Source organism: Acinetobacter sp. KS-LM10 (assembly GCF_036896575.1).
Lineage (GTDB): Bacteria > Pseudomonadota > Gammaproteobacteria > Pseudomonadales > Moraxellaceae > Acinetobacter > Acinetobacter avistercoris.
This window is the reverse complement of the sequence record NZ_CP145906.1, coordinates 2,274,698-2,292,681: the sequence shown is the minus strand read 5'-3', so window position 1 is coordinate 2,292,681 and position 17,984 is coordinate 2,274,698. Positions and strand designations below refer to the sequence as shown.

The 17,984-nt window shown below is 39.2% G+C and carries 14 protein-coding genes; 1 reads left to right on the top strand and 13 read right to left on the bottom strand.

Translation table 11 applies throughout. The features are described 5' to 3' along the window. Window positions 1–60 precede the first annotated feature (60 nt). The 12 genes from ahcY to lipA all read right to left on the bottom strand — a co-directional run bounded on the left by ahcY (window position 61) and on the right by lipA (window position 14,593). Entirely contained in the window at window positions 61–1,443 is a 1,383-nt protein-coding gene (ahcY, locus tag V5M36_RS10470; RefSeq protein WP_338558718.1) for an adenosylhomocysteinase, read from the bottom strand. Window positions 1,444–1,683: 240 nt separating this feature from the next. Continuing rightward, window positions 1,684–1,908, bottom strand: coding sequence for a DUF6500 family protein (locus V5M36_RS10465; RefSeq protein WP_338558716.1), 225 nt, complete (start codon window positions 1,906–1,908; stop codon window positions 1,684–1,686). Window positions 1,909–2,116: 208 nt separating this feature from the next. Further along, the gene (locus V5M36_RS10460) at window positions 2,117–2,635 is read right to left on the bottom strand and encodes a tetratricopeptide repeat protein (protein WP_338564153.1); all 519 of its coding nucleotides are present in this window, start codon (window positions 2,633–2,635) and stop codon (window positions 2,117–2,119) included. 98 nt (window positions 2,636–2,733) lie between these two features. Next, window positions 2,734–3,072 (bottom strand): DUF3325 domain-containing protein, encoded by a 339-nt coding sequence (locus V5M36_RS10455; RefSeq protein WP_338558714.1) that lies wholly within the window; start codon window positions 3,070–3,072, stop codon window positions 2,734–2,736. After that, window positions 3,069–4,805, bottom strand: a complete 1,737-nt coding sequence (locus tag V5M36_RS10450) for a PepSY-associated TM helix domain-containing protein (protein WP_338558711.1) — start codon at window positions 4,803–4,805, stop codon at window positions 3,069–3,071. The genes V5M36_RS10455 and V5M36_RS10450 overlap by 4 nt, the downstream gene beginning before the upstream one ends. Window position 4,806: 1 nt before the next feature. Continuing rightward, complete coding sequence (locus V5M36_RS10445) at window positions 4,807–5,166, bottom strand: hypothetical protein (RefSeq protein ID WP_338558708.1); 360 nt, start codon at window positions 5,164–5,166, stop codon at window positions 4,807–4,809. 317 nt (window positions 5,167–5,483) lie between these two features. Continuing rightward, complete coding sequence (locus tag V5M36_RS10440) at window positions 5,484–5,870, bottom strand: carboxymuconolactone decarboxylase family protein (protein ID WP_338558705.1); 387 nt, start codon at window positions 5,868–5,870, stop codon at window positions 5,484–5,486. Between the two features lie 115 nt (window positions 5,871–5,985). Further along, on the bottom strand, window positions 5,986–7,167 hold the full coding sequence (locus tag V5M36_RS10435) for a thiolase family protein (RefSeq protein ID WP_338558703.1): 1,182 nt from the start codon (window positions 7,165–7,167) through the stop codon (window positions 5,986–5,988). Between the two features lie 294 nt (window positions 7,168–7,461). Further along, window positions 7,462–10,056 carry an acyl-CoA dehydrogenase gene (locus V5M36_RS10430; RefSeq protein ID WP_338558701.1) on the bottom strand — a complete coding sequence of 865 codons (2,595 nt, stop codon included), beginning with the start codon at window positions 10,054–10,056 and terminating at the stop codon, window positions 7,462–7,464. Window positions 10,057–10,504: 448 nt separating this feature from the next. Then, window positions 10,505–11,650, bottom strand: coding sequence for an aldose epimerase family protein (locus V5M36_RS10425; RefSeq protein ID WP_338558700.1), 1,146 nt, complete (start codon window positions 11,648–11,650; stop codon window positions 10,505–10,507). 422 nt (window positions 11,651–12,072) lie between these two features. Further along, complete coding sequence (locus V5M36_RS10420; RefSeq protein ID WP_338558698.1) at window positions 12,073–13,299, bottom strand: acetamidase/formamidase family protein; 1,227 nt, start codon at window positions 13,297–13,299, stop codon at window positions 12,073–12,075. A gap of 280 nt (window positions 13,300–13,579) precedes the next feature. Further along, window positions 13,580–14,593 (bottom strand): lipoyl synthase, encoded by a 1,014-nt coding sequence (lipA, locus tag V5M36_RS10415; RefSeq protein ID WP_338558696.1) that lies wholly within the window; start codon window positions 14,591–14,593, stop codon window positions 13,580–13,582. A gap of 211 nt (window positions 14,594–14,804) precedes the next feature. Here lipA and sthA point away from each other — a divergent pair, with 211 nt between their 5' ends. Beyond that, on the top strand, window positions 14,805–16,220 hold the full coding sequence (sthA, locus tag V5M36_RS10410; protein WP_338558693.1) for a Si-specific NAD(P)(+) transhydrogenase: 1,416 nt from the start codon (window positions 14,805–14,807) through the stop codon (window positions 16,218–16,220). A gap of 232 nt (window positions 16,221–16,452) precedes the next feature. Here sthA and chrA read toward each other — a convergent pair whose 3' ends face one another. Further along, a complete protein-coding gene (gene chrA, locus V5M36_RS10405; protein WP_338558690.1) occupies window positions 16,453–17,718 on the bottom strand; it encodes a chromate efflux transporter in 1,266 nt (421 codons plus the stop codon). Window positions 17,719–17,984 lie beyond the last annotated feature (266 nt).

Genomic DNA, 17,984 nt, shown 5'->3' with positions numbered 1-17,984 from the left:
TAAATGATCTTGAATGTTCTCTCCGTAAAGGAGAGCATGAGGGAAAGGGAGAAATATCAATTAATATTTATAAGTCTCAGACTTAAATGGACCTTCAACAGGAACACGTAAGTAATCTGCTTGAACTTGAGTAAGCTGAGTGAGTACACCACCAAAGCCAACAACCATCGCCGCAGCAACTTCCTCATCAAGTTTCTTCGGAAGAAGTTCAACGCGAATCGTTGCTTGCTTTTGATCTTCAGGAAGATCAGCAAATTTTTCAGCGAAAAGATGCATTTGCGCTAATACTTGGTTTGCGAAAGAACCATCCATGACACGCGAAGGATGACCTGTAGCATTACCTAGGTTAACCAGACGACCTTCAGAAAGCAGGATCAGGTAATCATTTTCATTTTCTGAACGATAGACTTGATGAACTTGTGGTTTAACTTCAACCCATTTGTAACCACGTAAATAGTTGGTATCAATTTCAGTATCGAAGTGACCAATATTACATACAACCGCACCTGCTTTTAAGGTATCTAGCATTGCTGAATCACAAACATGGTAGTTACCTGTAGTCGTAACGATCAAGTCTGTATTTTTTAGAAGATCTGCATTCACATCTTCTTTTTTACCTGTTTGTACGCCATTTTTGTAAGGAGAAACGACTTCGTAACCATCCATACATGCTTGCATCGCACATATTGGATCAATTTCAGTTACACGTACAATCATGCCTTCTTGGCGAAGCGATTGAGCAGAACCTTTACCCACATCACCATAACCAATGACGAGCGCACGACGTCCAGACATTAACATATCCGTACCGCGTTTGATCGCATCATTCAGTGAATGACGGCAGCCATATTTATTGTCATTTTTAGACTTAGTCACAGAATCGTTAACGTTGATTGCTGGAACTTTGAGTGAACCGTCTTTCCACATTTCTAGAAGACGTTGTACACCTGTCGTTGTTTCTTCGGTAATACCGTGGATTTTAGCAATCAAATCTGGATATTGTTCATGCACAACAGCTGTTAAATCACCGCCATCATCCAAAATCATGTTGGCATCCCAAGGCGTACCATTCACATTGATTTGTTGTTCAAGACACCATAAATACTCTTCTTCTGTTTCGCCTTTCCAAGCAAAAACAGGAACACCAGAAGCAGCGATTGCAGCAGCAGCGTGGTCTTGAGTCGAGAAGATGTTACAAGACGTCCAACGAACTTCAGCGCCTAACTCAACTAGCGTTTCAATTAGAACTGCAGTTTGAATGGTCATGTGAATACAGCCGAGAATTTTCGCGCCTGCAAGTGGTTTAGCTGCTGAATAGCGCTTACGTAAACCCATAAGTGCTGGCATTTCTGCTTCAGCAAGTTTGATTTCTTTGCGACCGTAGTCCGCTAAAGTGATATCTGCAACTTTATAATCTGTGAATGAAGCATTAACCGCGTTCATTAGGATCTCCTTGTTATTTAATAACAATAATATTAGATAGGATCATGATGTTCGCGGATGCCGTTTTTGGTTCTTCTGAAATGAATGAACCGATGGTCGAGCCTAGCGATCTTACATTTACTGTTTTGACAATCAGCGTGTAAGAAAGTCGCAGCACCCCTCGACTAGTCGGATATTGTACTGGTAAATAGATGAGGTTCCAATGGTGAGTTGTTTATTTTTCTTACAGAAAAAGAAGATTTAGAGTTTGAATTCTTTTAATGCTATTTTTTTGATCTTTTCTGCTTTTTCAAAATGATCGAACTGATGTTTAATAATCCACCAATGTGCCATCTCCATCAGGCATTCAGGATCATCATTTTTATTTGCAAAGAAAGCATAAAATGAAAGTCCAACGTTTTTCCCCTTTTTCTGAATTTTTTCATCACAAATTTTTATAATTTTTTGCTGGAGTTCAGTTCTCATTTTTGAGTTGCTCTTCTAGATTTTACTTATTTTAACGGATGTTTAGAATGCTTTGATAATGGTTTTACAGTTAGGCCTGCTTGCGTTGCCAAGTTTAAAAAAAGGTATATCTACAGGCTATTTTGATTGAAATACACCTTTTTATAAACAACGAAATGAATAAACGAGTGAGCAAAAAGCCCATCAAACGATGGGCTTAAATACTAGATTATTCTTTCTCAGCATCTTGTGCTTTAGAATTCCAGTAATCCGCTTTCGCATCATCGACATCGATCCCTAAACCATGTTCATAGATGCAAGCTAAATCACGCATCGCTTGAACTTCCCCCAATTCAGCAGATTGTTGTAACAACTCAATTGATTTTGCAACATCAATTTCTACGACATAGCCACGACGATAGAAACTGGAAAGTTCTAAAAGCGCTGTAGGATGCTTTAAATCGCTGGCTTGTTTTAACCAATTATGAGCATGTTCGAAATAAGTTTTGGCTTCTTCAGGATCTTCTTCTAAAAGATCTTTAGCATAGACAGCATAGCCTTCACCAAGCCAATACATCGCTTCGACATAGCCTAGCCCAGCTGCTTTCAGTGCCCATTCTTCAGCATGTTCAATATCATCTTCATTTTCGCTTTGCATATACAGTTCAGCTAAGGCGAATTGCGCCTCAGCATTACCTGCTGTTGCACGGTTTATCAATTCTGTTGGGATTTGCGGAGATTCAGACATAATATATCCAAGTAATAACTGGGTATAGCCTAAAGCTTTGGCACAAAAAAGCCAATCGAGAGATTGGCTTTTTTGCATTTCGTTTGAGAATCTAAGATTTACATGAGATGCAAGATAAGACTGATCAGAAAGATCACGGCGATGGCTATCGCAATCTTACGAATTTTACGCTCAAAATAACTGAAGCATAAACCAACAAATAACGCGGAGAACGACAATGTGCCGATCCAATAGCTGATCATATTACTGAGTTGACCATTCAGCATGCAAATAATCACTGAAATGGTTAACAATAGCCAACCTGAAATAGTCGCTAAGCGTGTTTGATTAGCAAGTAACTCATGGCCAAAGATTTGTTTTTGATGTTTAGCGATTGAACTTGCCAAAGCAAAAAAGGCAAGGGCTGTCAGTGACCAAACTAAGATGAAAAAAATCATGCTTCAGTCTCCTGTACGACTTGTGCCTTAGCTTTTTTTGGCGTTAAACCTTTATGATTTTTTACTTTGCGGAAAGCAAAGTAGAAAATAATCGCTAAAACCCACATGGCTAAATCGAAGGTTGCGATGACCCATTGACCATTGGCAATGGTATTCCACAAAGCTTGACCGCCTGTGAGTGGGTTAATGATCGGCAACAGTGCGAAAGCGATCGTGGCAAACATCAACAGCTCTAACCAAGCTTGTCGATGTGTTCTAAACATAGCGTAAATTAAAGTGAGTACCCAAACGATGAAGAAGCTACGGATTTCCCAATTTAAACGCATTTCCATGTCCGCTGGAATAAATCGGTTGGCGTAGAAAAAGGCTGCGCATGCAATCGGTAAACCAATGATTGCCGCGATATTCGTGACTTCAACCAGACGATAACCAAATGATTTATAGCCTTGTTTCTGTTGTTGAGGTGCACGTTTCACACACCATAGAATTAGACCAGTAGCAATCATCATCGTACCCATCACACCTGATAAAAACAGAATCCAGCGTAAGGCTAAATCAACACCACGTGCTTCATGCAGTACTGTCGTGATGTTATAGATGGCATTGGGAATAGATGGATTACGTAAAGACGCAGAATCATCGGTTATATTTTTTCCAGTGACGCCATTAAAGTCTAAAGTTTCATAAACACCACGGTGTGCAACACTTGCAGCATTTAAAGCACGTAATTCAATAGTTGCTCGATCTGTGTTGGGTGCCACAATACTAATATTGGCTACAGGGTTTTGTTTCCATTCGACTTTTGCTTGAGCCAGAATTGGTGCTAAGTCAGCCATTGGTGCGGCTTGAGCTTCGGGGCGTTTATTACGACCTTCACCACGATTGCCACGTCCTTCACCGCGTTCAGCACGGGCTTCATTACGTGCTTGTCCCTGTATTTCACCACGTTGACCACCTTGACCTCGAGCTGAGTTTGAATCCTCAGTCGGCGCTTCAATTAATGATTTTCGTTGATCTTGTAAGAACTGACCGCGACTTTCATAGACTTGATTGACTCCCCAAGGCATCAGTGTAAAGAGCAACAGCAACAGACCACTTAAAGTGATCATAATGTGAAAGGGAAGTGCAAAAACAGCAGTGGCATTATGTGCATCTAACCAAGAACGTTGTCCTTTGCCTGAGCGAAAGGTAAAGAAATCTTTGAATATTTTCTTGTGTGTGATCACGCCACTGATAATCGCAACAAACATAAACATGGTGGCTAAACCAACAATCCAACGTGCCCAAATGCGTGGCATACCATAGAGTTCAAAGTGGAAACGATATAAAAATCCACCGCCACGAGTTTCACGTGCTTCAAGAACTTCACCTGTTGAACTATCAATGGTCACACGTTCACCACCACGTCTTGCACGTGGATCTTCACCTTCTTTACGGATATTTAATTGCGTGGTGTTTTGGCGTGAGTTTGGAAGTTGAATCGTCCAACTGCCTGCATTGGGATGATTTTTTTGTAAATAATTTAAAGCGACTTGAGTTTGCTCTATTTGTGAATCACTTGGAACGGATTGATGAAACTCAGGTTTCATCCAATTGGTGATTTCAGTTTGAAAAAAACTGAGTGTACCTGTTAAAAAAATGGCATACAGCAGCCAACCGAGGACTAAACTTGCCCAGGTGTGTAACCAAGACATAGATTGACGAGGGCCTTCAACTTTTGCATCGACTCTCATCTTAATTTCCCATGACTTTGTAAATAATGAATAAGATTAAGCAGGGAACAAGAATGCCTAGACTCGCTTTTAAGGTTTTATTCACCATAAAGACCCAAATAAAAGCAGCGCAATGAAGGCAAAAAGCCACAAGCGTGGCTGCCATAGCAGCACTTGAGCGATATTCGACAAAATACTGTCCAATTACGATTGCGCAGAGTGATGCCAGTAAATAACCACCCATGGTCGCCAGTAAAAAACGATAGGCGATCATGACTCTATAAGCCAGTACTGTGGATTTTTCTATAGGTTTTTTCTTAGCGCGAGCATTCGCATTGCTTATGGAGGCAGCAGCCTGCATGTCAAATTCAGTACTAGACATAGTCGGATATTCAATATGTAAATGAAGTGTTATTAATGCAAATGATAACAATTATTATTACAGTTTGAAATACAAGGAATGATCATTTTTTGAAAATAATTAAAAAAATAATGAAGTTAGCAAAATTAAATTGAAGAAAATGAACGTATTGTTAATGACCTTAAAAATAAGATAAGAACTCGAAACTTAATTATTCTGTGATTAGTGTCACGTTCTATAAAGTGCTACATTCTAAAATATGAATTGATGTGAAAAATTTATGAATTGGTTTGAGGAATTAAAGCAGCAATAAAATATATTCATTACTGCCTGAGTTTTTATTTCGTTGCTTGATACTCATTAATCACTTCTAATGCAGCTCTGAAAGCTTCTTGTGTCGCTGGTGCTCCGCAATAGGGAAGACTATGGAGCAAGACTTCTTGGATTTCTTCAACTGTTGCACCATTATTCAAAGCGCCACGAACATGGCCTTTCAATTCAGTTGGACTCTTTTGCGCCGTTAAAAATGCAATGGTAATGAGTGAGCGATATTTACGTGGCAATACACCTTCACGTTGCCAAGTCGAACCCCACGCATGTTCATTAATCCAATCTTGCAAAGGTTGCGTAAAAGGAACGGTATTGTCTTGGGCACGCTGAACAAAAGATTCACCCATGACTTCTTTACGAACTTTTAAACCATTTTCATAATTTTGTTCTGACATTGTTGACTCATTTTTTAGGTTATTTTAATTAGACTTTCGCTTAGAAAAAAAGGACTCAAACAGATTGAGACCTTTTTTCTACAGATTTACATCATCTTCAAATGCGTTGCAAAGTTCAAGCAGGAATTTCAACGGCGATAGCAGTTGCTTCGCCACCACCAATACACAGCGCTGCAATACCTTTGGTTTTACCCAAACGTTTCAAAGCATAAACCAGGGTCAGAATAATACGTGAACCTGAGGAACCTAGCGGATGACCCAATGCACATGCACCACCGTGAATGTTGACCTTCTCTGCATCTAAATCAAATGCATCTATCGCAGCCATAGTGACCATCGCAAAGGCTTCATTGATTTCCCAGAGGTCAACATCGGCGACATTCCAACCTGTTTGCTTCAACACTTTTTCAATCGCGCCCACAGGGGCGATAGTGAATTCTGTAGGATGCTGTGAATGAGAGGCATAAGCTTTAATCAATGCCAATGGATTAAGATTTTTTTCATGTGCATATTGTACTGATGTCAAAACAAATGCCGAAGCACCATCACTAATGGAGCTGGAATTTGCTGCAGTAATCGTACCGTCTTTTGCAAAGGCAGGTCGAAGAGTGGGAATTTTATCAATCTTTGCATTAAATGGATTTTCATCTTGATCGATAGTAACTTCGCCTTTACGACTATTAATCGTTACCGCAATAATTTCCTCTTTAAGATCACCATTGTGAATTGCAGTTTGGGCACGTGTTAAAGAGCGGATCGCAAAGTCATCTTGCTGTTCACGAGAGTAATTCTTTTTATTGGCCATTTCTTGTGCCAAAACACCCATAGAAAGACCCGTTTCTGCGTCTTCTAAGCCTTCTTGAAACATATGATCCGTTATTTTGCCGTGCCCCATACGATATCCGGCTCTAGCTTTATCCAAAAGATAAGGCGCATTCGACATCGACTCCATACCACCAGCAACGACGATATTTGCTGAACCAGCTTTGATCGCATCTGCTGCTTGCATCACAGCTTTCATACCAGAACCACAAATTTTATTGATCGTTGTCGCACCGACATAATCAGGAAGATTGGCTAAACGCATTGCTTGACGAGCAGGGCCTTGTTTTAAACCCGCAGGCAAAACACAGCCCATGATGACTTCATCGACTTGATCAGTTGCAATATCGGCACGTTTTAGTGATTCTTTGATCACGACAGCCCCAAGTTCTGGCGCTGAAAGACTTGCTAATCCACCTTGGAAACTTCCCATTGGGGTGCGGCTTCCTGCAACTAAAACGATATCCTGACTCATTATTATTTCCCTGTTTAATCATTTATGTGATTGATGTTGATTACTTTAATCGGCTTTTTAAAATTCGATGTTTAAACAAATGATCCAACGTCCTGTGATCATTAATAACACCATTATATGTTGAGTTTCAATCTACAATTTAAACTATTGATTAGTTGAAACTTCATTTATTTTCTCACGATTTTAACTCAGGTCTATTCAACCTTTGTCCATACCATGATGTTTTTATAATAAAAAAAACAAGGCGCTTATGCGCCTTGTTTCGAGATTGATGATCAATGGGAACAGAAATGCCTAACTTCGAAATGGATCATTTGAAGGCTTAACTGGATCTGTCTCACTTATTTCTGTTTCACCAAGATCAGAAGATGAAACAGATTCTTGATCAATATTTGCAGCACTCTGTTCAACTAATGGATCATGCTGTGACGTAGATGAGTTTTGTTGGTGTGGATTTTCTAAATCTAAAGCTTGATCAAGTTGAGTATCAAAAATATCCGTTAACATACTGTCAAAACGCTTAATATTATAGCGAGTTAACTGATCTGCTTCATGTTGATCAATAAAGTTCGTATCAAGCGCATCTTGAATATGTTCTTCAAAAGTTAGACCTTTGAAGCGGTTTTTAGATTCGGCTTTCTTAAACTTATTCCATAACTCCTCTACTTCTAGCAGCATTAAGAATGTAGATTCCATACGACCAGTCACATCTTCTGGATCAGTATTATAAAATACGTGTTGTTTTAATTGATCACGGAATGCATTTTCTTCCATGAAGTAATCACCGACTTTCAACTTAAGCTGATCGCTTGGTTTCTTCACCGGACGGCCGAATGGGAAACAAATGAATTTAACTAAGCCAGCCGCGACGCCCATTGGGAAATTATCAAACAATCCATAGAATGCTTCTTGGGCATTAAATAAAGCTTTATCCAACGCCAATTGAGCATGCGCTTGTTCCGCTTCAGTTTTTTTGCCTTTGCTATAGAATTTTAAAATTGCTGTTGCGATAAATAAATGCGCATGAATGTCAGCTAAACGTCCAGACAGCATTTCTTTGCGTTTAATATCTCCAGCCAGTAGACCTAAACACATATCTGCAGTGAGTGCAAAATTGGCACTTAGACGATTAATCACTTTGAAGTAGGGGCGAGTAAAATCATCCGCATGTTGGGATGCATCACTCGAACCGCCTGTAAAACCATACAGGAATGAGCGCGCTGTACGGTTAAAGGTATAACCTAAATGTTGATACAGCATCTCATTGAAGGTGCTTAGCGCATCTTCTTTATTGTCCGCTTGCAAGAGTTGTAACTCTTCAAAAAGATAAGGATGACAACGCATTGACCCTTGACCGAAAATCATCAATGAACGGCTCAGAATATTTGCACCTTCCACTGTGATAGAAACGGGAATTGCCTGATAGATCAGTGCTAAGAAGTTGCGTGGTCCCATTTGAATGGCACGACCGCCGACAACATCCATACTATGATTCACGACCTTACGCATGGTTTCAGTCGCATAGTATTTTGCCATTGCAGTCATAACAGCGGGTTTACCGCCTTGATTCAAACCACAGGTAACTAAATAACGGAACGCCTCCAGCATATAAGTATCACTTGCAATATCACTGGTTGCTTCCTGAACACCTTCAAATTTACCCACTGAAATTTTAAATTGCTGACGAACTTTTGCAAATGCTCCGACCGTTAAATAGCTCATTTCACCCGCTGCAGTAGACAATGCTGGCAGAGAAATACCACGACCAACGGCTAAACATTCCATGAGCATCCGCCAGCCTTTACCCGCATTTTCCACGCCACCAATAATCCAATCGAGTGGAATGAAAACATCCTTACCATCCACCGTACCATTCATGAACGGGGAACCTGGATTGTGACGTGCACCAACTTCAACACCTTCATGTGTTGCAGGTAAGAGTGCACAGGTAATCCCATATTCTGTTTTGCTTTTATCTCCGAGCAAGCCGTCAGGATCATAGAGTTTAAAGGCTAAGCCGACCACTGTTGCGACAGGTGCAAGCGTGATCCAACGCTTTGAGAAATTCATGCGTAAGCCAAGTACTTCCTGACCTTCAAATTGTCCGTAACAAACCACACCTGTGTCTGGAATGGCACCAGCATCAGAGCCAGCTTCAGGACTGGTCAAACCGAAACAAGGAATTTCCTCACCAGTGGCTAGGCCGGGTAAATATTGATTTTTTTGTTCTTCGGTGCCGTAGTGTAGAAGTAATTCACCCGGTCCAAGCGAGTTAGGCACCATGCAGCTCACCGCAGTGGTCAAAGAACGTGAGGCGATTTTGCTCATGATTCGACTTTGCGCAAATGAACTAAAGGCTTTACCACCATATTCTTTTGGAATAATTAAACCTAAAAAGCCTTTGGATTTAATAAATTGCCAAACTTCAGGTGGAAGATCTTTGAGATGGTGATGAATTTCCCATTCATCTAACATACTACAGAGCTGTTCAACTTCGTGGTCTAAAAAGCTTTGTTCTTCTACAGATAATTCTGGATATGGATATTCATCAAAGGTTTCCCAGTTCGGAGCACCCATAAATAATTCTTTTTCCCACCAACTGGTGCCTGCATCTAAAGCTTCTCGTTCCGTAGTGCTCATCGTCGGCATAGCATTGGCAAGAGTTTTATAAGCAGGCTTGGTGATGATTGACATTCGTAAAGAATCAATCATTAGGATTACACTAATAACGATTAATGGAATGCCTAAAATAAGAGACCATGGACTTATAAATGCAATAACGATGGCAGCAATGATACTGACGATTGCACCAGTACTACGGTTGAGTTCAAAAAAGAAAACCGCCCAAACAGTGAATAAAATCAAAAGTACACTGAGGATGAATAACATTATTATATTGCTCCAGTGACTTACATTCTTGAGACCTTCAAAACCCTATGGAATTAAAATGTAGTTAATTTTTTAGCGATTTAGCGTGGCTCAATATGTAAAGAAAGTATGCTAGATATGCTCGGAAAAACAAAAGAGCGCTAAATTAATCTAATATTGTGTTCTTAGATTGGTTGATTAATAAACGCATTTCAAGAGTGATCAAGAAAAGAAATGTGAATTTAAGTAATGAATTTTTTTAATGTTTTAGAAAAAAACCCTCAAAACTATGAGGGATTTATGTGACCATAAAAATGATATTTTTATATGATTTGTATTGCTGTATTATTTCGTATCCGACTCAATCTCTAAAATTAGGTTAAAAAAATGAGCGTATTTACATACACTCATTTTGTTCGTTTGGTGAACTGACTTTCAGTTTATAAATCTATAGCGAAAGATCTATGGGTTATTTCACACCAAGTTTATAAATTGTAGTTTGATTAAAAGTTTGACCTTTCTTCAATAATGTCGAAGGAAAGTTTGGTGTGTTAGGTGAGTTCGGAAAATGTTGAGTTTCCAGAGCAAATGCGTCAGTTGCACGATAAGCCTTACCTGATGTGCCTATGACAGTGCCGTTAAAGCCATTCGCTGAAAAAAATTGAATACCTGGTTGAGTAGTATAAACTTCAAGGGTACGTTTTGTTTTTGGATCAAATGCTTTGGCTGCTAAAGCGGGTTGAGTGGCATTGGGCTTGTAGTTATCGAGAACCCAATTATGGTCATAACCTTTGGCATTTTGCAGTTGGTCATATTGATCACGAATGTTTTGACCAATCGGTTTCATCTTGCGGAAGTCCATTGGGGTATCTGTAACAGGTGTGATTTCACCAGTAGGAATTGATGCTGCATCAGTTCGGGTGAAATGTGACGCTAATAATTGAACTTCTTGGTCTTCAACTGAACCGCTGGTTTCGCCAGCCAAGTTGAAATAACTGTGGTTGGTCAAGTTAATCACAGTGTCTTGATCAGTTTTAGCGGTGTAGTGTAAGGCTAATTCATTGGCGTCATTTAAGCTATAAACCAATGTTGTGGTTAAATTTCCTGGGAAGCCATTTTGTCCATTCGGCGATAGATATTTAAGCTCAACTGCGGCAGTGTCTTTTTGTTTTGATTTTACAATTTTAGACTGCCACAAATCTTGAGCAAAAGTAGGTGAACCACCGTGTAAACTGTTTTCACCATTGTTAATGGGTAATTGATAAGTTTTATCATTGATAGTGAATTGACCTTTTGCAATCCGGTTCGCGTAACGCCCAACTACAGCACCAAAGTTGGATTTATTTAAAGTTGCATAATCAGCAGGATTGGCAAAACCTAGTACCACATTTTCAAGCTTAGCTTCATGATCGGGAACAATCACTTGAGCAATCACTGCACCGACATCTAAGATTTTGACCGTCATGCCATTTTTGTTGCTGAGGGTATATTCTTTAATATTGTCGCCATTGGGCATTTTTGCTACAGTTTTTTCTGAAATAGTTGCAGCGTGGCTCAGTGAAATGCTGATACCAAGAATAGATAAGCCAAACAGGGTCTGGGTGCTGATTTTCATAATAAAACCTTATGATGTGTGGAGATGATCACCAAATTTTGATGGTGATTAACGAGGAAGGATGGGGAGATTAAGTTAAGGGTATTATATAGCGTAAATTCTAAAAATGACGCCATTGTAGACTGCAAGGGTTTTATAATTCAGAAATACGTGCGCTGCACGCGCTAAAGAATGGTTTTAATTGCTTGTACGTTGCATATACGTTGTTGATTTCTAGAGCAGATAATGAATTGAAGTAGAGCGCTGAGTGTAATCAGTCTATTACAGGTCTATAAGTATTTATTGAGGTAGCTTAGAAAAAGAATTGTTTTAACGCTTGTGAAATACAAGCATAGAAATGCCCAATAAGATGCCAGTCAATGACTTAACTGACTGGCATGTTTTAAGTGACTGGTATGTTTTAAGTCATATGGCATTAAGGATTATTTTGTATCCGACTTAAACTCTTTAAAATCTGCTTTTCGAATCATGGCATGAATACCTTTGGTCTTATCAACCACTTGTGAGACTTGAAAATCAGTCGCAGCGCTTAAATAAGCATAAGCGAGTTCTTCTTCAATCCCATACTCTTCTACCAGAAAACGAATTGCCTCACGTGTAGATTTTTTCATCGCTTCATCTAAATCTTCATCCAAGCCGGGTGTGATCCAAAACTCAGCATTTTCAGCCAAAGGTTGCTTGATTTCTTTGCCTGGGATTTTATCTTTACCCGATTTTAAAACGCTAAGTTTTAAGGTTGCACGGGCTGAGCCTTCTAGTGCAGTAAGAGCAACTTCACCATCCCCTTGTACAAAATGACTATCACCTGTATAGAACAACGCACCTTTAACTTGAATCGGATAATACGCGGTTGCCCCTGCACCTAATTCATTAATATCAATATTACCGCCATAAAATGAAGGTGGTACTGAGTGAACTGGATCCGCAGTATTGGCAGCGACGCCCATCACACCCATAAAAGGAAATAAAGGGAAGCGGATGGATTTTCCAGAAGCGGTTTTAATGACACCTTCATATTCACCTTGGCTATTTTTTTCGATGGGGGTGAATACAGAAACATTGCCATATTTTTCAGGATGTTCTGGTGAAGCATCTGCATGTTTTACACGTTTTGGAAATTCACCCGGTAATGCACCTTTTCCATGTCGATTGGAAATCACGCCATAAGGAACGCGAGGGGCAACATTAATGACCTCTACTTTTAAAATATCACCTGCTTCCGCGCCTTCAATAAAAACTGGGCCGGTGATGATATGTGGGCCATCTTTATGAAAATCATGTTTGAGCTTAGATTGAGTAATGATTTTCGCTTCTTCTAAAATATGACTCGATTGAACATGATGTGATTTAAAATATTTTTCAGCATTACGTCCTTGATCTTCCAATAAGCCTTCATGTGAAACTGTATCGAATGTCACGACACTGCCTGAAGGAACAGTCAGTACAGGTTGACTATTTTTGTTGGGTAAATAACCCCATGTAATTGTCTCTAAAGTTGAGGGAACATAATAGTGACCTTTATATTCTCCTTCTTTAAGTAGTGTGGGTTTATAGTGAATCTGATTTAAGACTTTAAACTCTTCTGCATAAGATTGTGTAGAAGACAAAGCACCCAAAATGAGAAAAGAAAGAAAAGATCGCTTGAACATATTAATTCCCAAATAACTAAAAATTGATAATCAATAGATACTTAGCAAATTACATGCCACATTGTATTGTTGATTTTTTATGTTATGAAGTTCAATTTTTTTGTGTAAAAGAGCAGGATTTAACACGTTAAAATATCACCATGCTTTAACATGGTGCAAAAGTATAGTGCGGTACAAGATTGCAAAACACAGAGCAAAAATACAGTACAAAAAAAATCCCTCATGCGTATGAGGGATTTTTTTTAATGTTGTTTTTAACCATGTTTTGAATCTTGAATGATTAAGCTTCGATGGCTTGAACTGCGATTTTTTTAGCAGGATCAGCTTTACGACGTACAGCTGGAACAGGTTCGCCGTAATACTGACGATCTGCGAAATAGCTTGAACGTACCATTGGTGCAGCCCAGATATTACGGAAACCGAGTTTTTGACCGTGAGCGGTATAACGCTCAAATTCTTCTGGTGTCACAAAGCGATCTAATGGCGCATGTTCTTTTGACGGTTGTAAATATTGACCGATGGTAATGTAATCCACATCATGTGCTCTTAAATCGTCTAGTAATGCCAATACTTCTTCTTCAGTTTCACCAAGACCGACCATCAAACCACATTTGGTTGGAATTTCAGGGCAGTATTCTTTAAACATTTTTAATAGTGTTAAAGAGTGTTGATAATCTGAACCTGGACGCATGGCTTTATACAGACGTGGCACAGTTTCAATATTGTGGTTAAACACGTCTGGTGGGCATTCCGTCATGATGCGTAATGCAATATCCATACGACCACGGAAGTCAGGCACCAAAATTTCAAGTAAAGTATTTGGACTTAATGCACGTGCTTCTTTAATACAATCGACAAAATGTTGTGCACCACCATCCAGTAGGTCATCACGGTCGACCGAAGTAATAACCGCATATTTCAAACCTAAATTCGAAATGGTTTCTGCCATATGGCGTGGTTCATCTGCATCAAGTGCATTGGGACGACCATGTGCCACATCACAAAATGGACAACGACGTGTACAAATGTCACCCATGATCATAAAGGTTGCTGTACCACCACCGAAACATTCAGGTAGGTTTGGACATGCTGCTTCTTCACATACAGTATGTAATTTCTGCGCGCGTAAAGTTGTTTTAATACGCTGAACTTCGTCTGGCGCAGCCATTTTAACCCGAATCCAATCTGGCTTTCGTGGCGTATCAACCGTAGGGATAACTTTTACAGGTATACGTGCAACTTTTTCAGCGCCGCGAAGTTTTTCACCCTGTACTGGTTTACGGTTTTCAGACATATTCAACTAATCCACTGTTTGAGACGGGGGAGATAACCAATAAATATATGCACTATTATAGCGAAGTTAAGCTTAAATAGGGCAAAAACGATATTCATTTAAAAAATGTGGTCATCAAGTAATATATGATATTGAAATACGGTAAATTCCTTTAAACTGGTTCATAATAGGCAAATATAAATGAAATGATACGAGAGAATAGGAGCATTGCATGCCGCGTAAGAAAGAGGTCGTGAGTGGAACCTTTGTTAAATATGACGCTGTAGTATTAGGTTCTGGACCAGCTGGAGAAGGCGCAGCAATGAAGCTTGCTAAATCAGGCAAGCGTGTTGCAGTGGTAGATGTAAGAGATCAACTGGGTGGTAACTGTACGCATGTAGGGACTATTCCGAGTAAAGCTTTACGTCAAACCGTATCAAGTATTATTCGTTATCAGCGTGATCCAATGTTTCAAAAAGTGGGCGATTGGAAACAATTCACCATGAAGCAAGTGCTACGTCACGCGCATAAAGTGATCCAACTTCAAGTGGATACGCATTCACGTTTTTATGACCGTAATCGTATAGATATCTATTATGGTCGTGCTTACATTCAAGATAGTAATACAGTCATCATTTTTGGAGCAGATGGCATCCAAGAAACGATTGTATTTAAACAATTGGTGGTTGCGACAGGTAGTCGTCCATATCGTCCAAGTATTCTCGACTTTAATCATCCACGTGTATTTGATTCAGATAAAATTTTGGATCTTGATTTTTCGATTCAAAAAATTATTATTTACGGTGCTGGTGTGATTGGCTGTGAATATGCTTCAATTTTTATTGGACTCGATCACAAAGTTGATCTTATTAACACACAGCATAAATTGCTGAGTTATTTAGATGATGAAATTGCCGACGCTTTGTCTTATCACTTACGTGAACAAGGTGTACTGATTCGTCATAATGAACAAATTGATCATTTAGAAACCTTTGATGACCACGTGGTTCTGCATCTAGAAAGTGGTAAGAAAATCAAAGCCGACGCTATTTTATGGTGTAACGGCCGTTCGGGGAATACCGATGGTTTAGGTTTGGAAAATGTGGGTATTAAACCAAACAGCCGTGGTCAGCTCACAGTGAATGATCAATACCAAACTGAAGTGGAAAATATTTACGCTGCGGGTGATGTGATTGGTTGGCCATCTCTTGCTTCAGCTGCATATGACCAAGGTCGCTGTGCAGGTGCAAATATGACTGGTGAACTTGACGTTGCTCCAGTCAAAGATATCCCGACAGGTATTTATACCATTCCTGAAATTTCATCGATTGGTAAAAATGAGCAACAATTGACTGAAGAAAAGATTCCATATGAAGTGGGTCAAGCGTCTTTCCGTCATTTGGCGCGTGCTCAAATTACTGGTGATACGATGGGTGAGTTGAAGATCTTATTCCATCGTGAAACTTTAGAAGTTTTAGGTGTGCATTGTTTTGGTAATAATGCTTCGGAAATTATTCATATTGGTCAAGCTGTGATGAATAGCCCGAACAATACGATTAAATATTTCGTCGAAACCACATTTAACTATCCAACGATGGCAGAAGCGTATCGTGTTGCGACATTAAATGGGATGAACCGTTTGTTCTAAGCTAAATTAAATTAAATTAAGTTAAATTAAGTTAAATTAATTTAAAACAAGCCAAGCCAAGATTTTGTCGGCCCGTAAGCGAAATGCTTGCGGGTTTTTTTATGTGTTTATTGCTGGTTTCAGATCTTTACTGTTTTAAAAAACGCTATGGATATTTCATTCAATACAGGTTGATCTTAAAAAGCCATCTTAGATATTCCTTAATTTAAATAGATAATCTAAGAACGATAATCTAAAAAAACAGTAAAATTCCATAATATACAAAGAAGCTCATCAACAGGGTCATCGCGATGGGAAGTTTGGTTTTAAACAAGCAGATGACCAATCCTACAAAAATGACATCCATCCAGCTTAATACACTTTTCTCAGACATTTGAATAACGAGGCAGAGTAATAATCCGCTGACAGCAGCATTGATCCCCATCACGGCTTGACTGATTTTGTGCTGCCGCATTAACCATGTCCAGTAGGGTAATGTGCCCCAAATGAGGAAAAATGAGGGCAGGAAAATAATCACTGTCGCAATCATGGCATTGACGAACATTGAGTCAGTGAAATTCAGTAAAGCACCCAAATAGCTGGCAAAACTAAATAAAGGACCTGGCATTAATTGTGCGATGGCATAGCCTAAATCAAATTGCTGATTTGAAATGAGTCCTGTACTGACAAAGTCCTGATAAAGCAAAGGCAATATAATATGTCCACCACCAAAGACCATTGAAGCACTTTGATAAAATCCTTGGATACTTTGAGCCAATTCGCTTGGAGCATAGTTTTGAATAATGGGTGTTATTAAAAATGGCAGTACAAATAAGAGTAGCCAAAGATATGCTTTATTTTTTTTAACTTTAAGAGGTTGAACTTTTAGCTCAGTTTCTTCAGGTAGACCGCTATTTTGTGATTTGGCTAAAATATTTTTGGCATTTGAGCGTTTTGATTTTTTAAGATTGGGCTTGCTTGAGAACAGCAGACCTACGATACCAGCGCAGACAATCAGAATGACTTGATTGTAATCCAATGAACTTGAGTAAATAAAAAAGGCGCTACAGAGCATCAGAATATATTGCCAAATTTCTTTACAAAAGCTTTGTAGCATCTGCCAAAAAGCCCAAATGACAATCGCTAAAACAATAAGATGAATCGCATGAAAAAATTGTGCAGAGAGATACTGTATAAAGTATTGGCCAAGCATTGCGGCCAGTGTCATGAATATAAATGAAGGTAGTGTAAAGCCTAGCCAAGCTGAGATTGAGCCGCGGTAACCTTGATGTAAATAGCCTATGGCGATCCCCACTTGGCTACTACTCGGACCAGGTAATATTTGAGCCAAAGCCACCATCTGCGCATATTCAGACTCAGTCATCCATTTGAGTTGCTTAACAAATTTTTGATGAAAGAAAACCAGATGAGCCGCAGGACCACCAAAGGAGATACAGCCTAATTTTAGAAAAATAAAGAAAATTTCTAAATGAGGGAAGCGTGCTTGGGATTTTCTCATATGAGACAAAGATGATTAATATCCTGTGATCTTATACATGCTGTGTGACACTGTATTGAATAAATTCAGATATCAATATATTTTGTTGGAGTGTGTGAAAAGTTTTTATCTTGCTTCAGTCTATTGCAGATTTGGAAATAGAAGATCGCATAAGATATGATCACTTTTTGGAAAATAAATCTTATAACCATAACTAGAACGATTTGAGCATTTGATTGATTGCTGTAGGACAACGATCAAGTGATCAGTCATTTTTTCTTCATTAT

What these genes read in the sequence shown, in the direction of transcription:
- V5M36_RS10465 (WP_338558716.1), bottom strand. Translation starts at nt 1,908, where the DNA reads ATGAGAACTGAACTCCAGCAAAAAATTATAAAAATTTGTGATGAAAAA.
- V5M36_RS10440 (WP_338558705.1), bottom strand. Translation starts at nt 5,870, where the DNA reads ATGTCAGAACAAAATTATGAAAATGGTTTAAAAGTTCGTAAAGAAGTC.
- lipA (WP_338558696.1), bottom strand. Translation starts at nt 14,593, where the DNA reads ATGTCTGAAAACCGTAAACCAGTACAGGGTGAAAAACTTCGCGGCGCT.
- V5M36_RS10420 (WP_338558698.1), bottom strand. Translation starts at nt 13,299, where the DNA reads ATGTTCAAGCGATCTTTTCTTTCTTTTCTCATTTTGGGTGCTTTGTCT.
- V5M36_RS10455 (WP_338558714.1), bottom strand. Translation starts at nt 3,072, where the DNA reads ATGATTTTTTTCATCTTAGTTTGGTCACTGACAGCCCTTGCCTTTTTT.
- V5M36_RS10460 (WP_338564153.1), bottom strand. Translation starts at nt 2,635, where the DNA reads ATGTCTGAATCTCCGCAAATCCCAACAGAATTGATAAACCGTGCAACA.
- V5M36_RS10425 (WP_338558700.1), bottom strand. Translation starts at nt 11,650, where the DNA reads ATGAAAATCAGCACCCAGACCCTGTTTGGCTTATCTATTCTTGGTATC.
- V5M36_RS10450 (WP_338558711.1), bottom strand. Translation starts at nt 4,805, where the DNA reads ATGAGAGTCGATGCAAAAGTTGAAGGCCCTCGTCAATCTATGTCTTGG.
- V5M36_RS10435 (WP_338558703.1), bottom strand. Translation starts at nt 7,167, where the DNA reads ATGAGTCAGGATATCGTTTTAGTTGCAGGAAGCCGCACCCCAATGGGA.
- V5M36_RS10445 (WP_338558708.1), bottom strand. Translation starts at nt 5,166, where the DNA reads ATGTCTAGTACTGAATTTGACATGCAGGCTGCTGCCTCCATAAGCAAT.
- chrA (WP_338558690.1), bottom strand. Translation starts at nt 17,718, where the DNA reads ATGAGAAAATCCCAAGCACGCTTCCCTCATTTAGAAATTTTCTTTATT.
- ahcY (WP_338558718.1), bottom strand. Translation starts at nt 1,443, where the DNA reads ATGAACGCGGTTAATGCTTCATTCACAGATTATAAAGTTGCAGATATC.
- sthA (WP_338558693.1), top strand. Translation starts at nt 14,805, where the DNA reads ATGCCGCGTAAGAAAGAGGTCGTGAGTGGAACCTTTGTTAAATATGAC.
- V5M36_RS10430 (WP_338558701.1), bottom strand. Translation starts at nt 10,056, where the DNA reads ATGTTATTCATCCTCAGTGTACTTTTGATTTTATTCACTGTTTGGGCG.